The 2,305-nt window shown below is 63.6% G+C and carries 1 protein-coding gene and 1 pseudogene; one reads left to right on the forward strand and one right to left on the reverse strand.

The genetic code is table 11. The features are described from left to right. Window positions 1-320: 320 nt before the first annotated feature. Window positions 321-755, reverse strand: a pseudogene (locus tag OXR63_RS17950) (IS481 family transposase); the annotation flags it as partial. 179 nt (window positions 756-934) lie between these two features. On the opposite strand from OXR63_RS17950, the gene OXR63_RS17955 reads away from it, so the two are divergent. After that, on the forward strand, window positions 935-1,786 hold the full coding sequence (locus OXR63_RS17955; RefSeq protein WP_267425599.1) for a helix-turn-helix transcriptional regulator: 852 nt from the start codon (window positions 935-937) through the stop codon (window positions 1,784-1,786). The last annotated feature ends 519 nt before the right edge of the window (window positions 1,787-2,305 follow it).

The raw sequence follows: 2,305 nt of genomic DNA on the forward strand, positions 1-2,305 counted from the left end.
GATCCGTCGCCGGACCAGCGAGCTCATCATGGAAGGCCTGTGCGGATCACGGCAATGCGAACCACGGAACCTCCTGGATTCCGTTGCCCTGTCCGTCTGCGGGGGGTGTCTTGATGGCACTCGGACCCATGTGCCGAGTCTCGGACACGCTTGAGTGCTTCATTCGGAGTCTGTAGATGGGGTGTGGTTCGGTGGCTTCACCGGTGCCGGCCCCTGTGGGTGCCGGACGGCGACGTAGTGCCGAACCTCGCGACACGGCACAGTGAGGTAGCAGGTCGTCATTGCACCGTTCCCTTGGTCTGGCAGCAGAACGTGGCGGGGAGCTGAAGGGTGCCATGGGCGGTGAAGTAGGCAGCCGCGAGGGTGAGGAACCCGGCCGCGGTCGCGCCGCGCTCGTCCGGGCGGACCTCGGCTTCGGCGAGCCGGGTGTGGGCATCGACAGCGGCGTGGGCGTAGTACAACCCGATCGGTTTCTTGCGGACTTGGGACTGGTGTCTCGCGGCCGTCCAGCCCTGCACCTGCCAGCCGCCGCCGTCCGGGATCCGGGATCCGGGATCCGGCCGACCTTCCGCACGTCCGCCTGCACCAAGTCGCCGGGGTGCTCGTGCTCGTACCGGTTCGTGGTCGCTTTGGTGGCCGTATTAGGACGCCAGTGATCGGGCCCAACCAAACCAGCGGCGGAACGTGGTGCCGGGTGAGGACGCGAGAGATCGTCCGGGTCGGCACGCGGTCTCCGCAGCGAGACGCGCGGGACCGCGGCAACACCTTTTCGGGGTTGCACACGGACCGCATTGATCGGCATGCTGGACGCGTGCACGATTTACGGGGCCAGCGGCTTGTTACGCCGATAGTCTCCATGTCCGGGCAGGACGCTCGCGCTGCAGTCAAAGCCCTAAAGCCGCTGTATTCGGGTGACGACTGGTACTGCCGGCCCGTGGATGAGCAGTTCTGGTTCAAGTACGTCGCCGTCGGGGACGACCACCTGAGTTTCCGCCGGCTCCAGCTGCACGGGTACCTCAGTGGTACCGCCTCAACTGGCGAGGACATCGTCGTGCAGTGGCTCGAGCGAGGACGAGGCCGAGTGAAGGTCGGTGGGACTGATGCTCAGGTGCTACCGGGACCAGTACCGACGCTATGGCCGGAGGCCCGAAGGTTCTTTATCGAGTATGAAAACTGGGATCAGCGACTCGTCCACATTGGAAAAGACTTCCTCCTTGCCGTTATAGCAGAAGACGGAAAAGGCGCCGATGGGTTGCTCACATTTGACACCAGCGTCAAACCGGGCGCAAACGCCATCAGTTTGTGGCACCAAGCACTCCGCCACGCGGTCAATGCCTACCGAAGCGCCGGGAGCGACTCCGCCAGCTGGCACGCCGCACGCCGAGACGTCGCTCGAGCCCTGCTGCAGCTCTACCCTCTGCGCGATGACAGTCCAGCACCGTCTGTGAAAGCTGCGGTCAACCGTGTTGCTGCAGCTCTCTTCTACTTACGCGCACACGCGCATGAGCCGATTACTGTCGTCGACGTCGCCGGCGCGGCGGGCTTGAGTGTTCGTGGTCTTCAGGAGGCGTTCCAACGCGAAGTAAAACAGTCGCCGCTGGAATATCTGCGCGGGGTACGCTTGGAGCTGGTGCGGGGCGAACTACAGGCGGCGGAACCCGGGGATGCAGTTGTCGCTGCCGTCGCCCGCCAATGGGGATTCTCACACCTGGGACGATTCGCTGCCACATACTTCGCGCGGTATGGCGAGTACCCACGAGATACGCTTCGCCTTTCCCGTTTGTGAGGAACATGAGCGCAGAACCTGCACTCGAGAGTCGCCTCCTGTCTTCGACGCTAATGAGGGGAACTACGCCAGCGGTGGACTGCAACCCGTTGAACGCGCATCCTTGGCTGACCCGGTCGAGGTGGTGTGAACGGATTGGTAACAGCTGACGGCTTGGCAGGAATTCCTCGACGTCGGACGTGCTGACGCTCGTCGTCGGCGATCCGACGCAGTCACCGAACGAGCGAACGCGGCGGAGTGTGATGACGAAGCGCACGCCGCTATGGACGCCGACAGTCCAGTTCTCTGGTTGATGCGTGCGATACAGCAGCGGTTCGCTGCGTCGAGCGGTGATGCTGCGTCGGACGTCAGCGATCAAATTGCCGATCACACCGCCCACGTCTTGAATAACACCGCCCGACCGCTCCAACTCGGGACACCACAACGTCCAGTTGATCAGCTCCGCCGACCCAGCCGGATTGGCGACGAAGCCGATTGCGTCGGAGTACAAAGCCGTGTTCGTTGCGGCGTGCTAAGCGG

This window comes from Curtobacterium sp. GC_Cur_3, from assembly GCF_026544205.1.
GTDB lineage: Bacteria > Actinomycetota > Actinomycetes > Actinomycetales > Microbacteriaceae > Curtobacterium.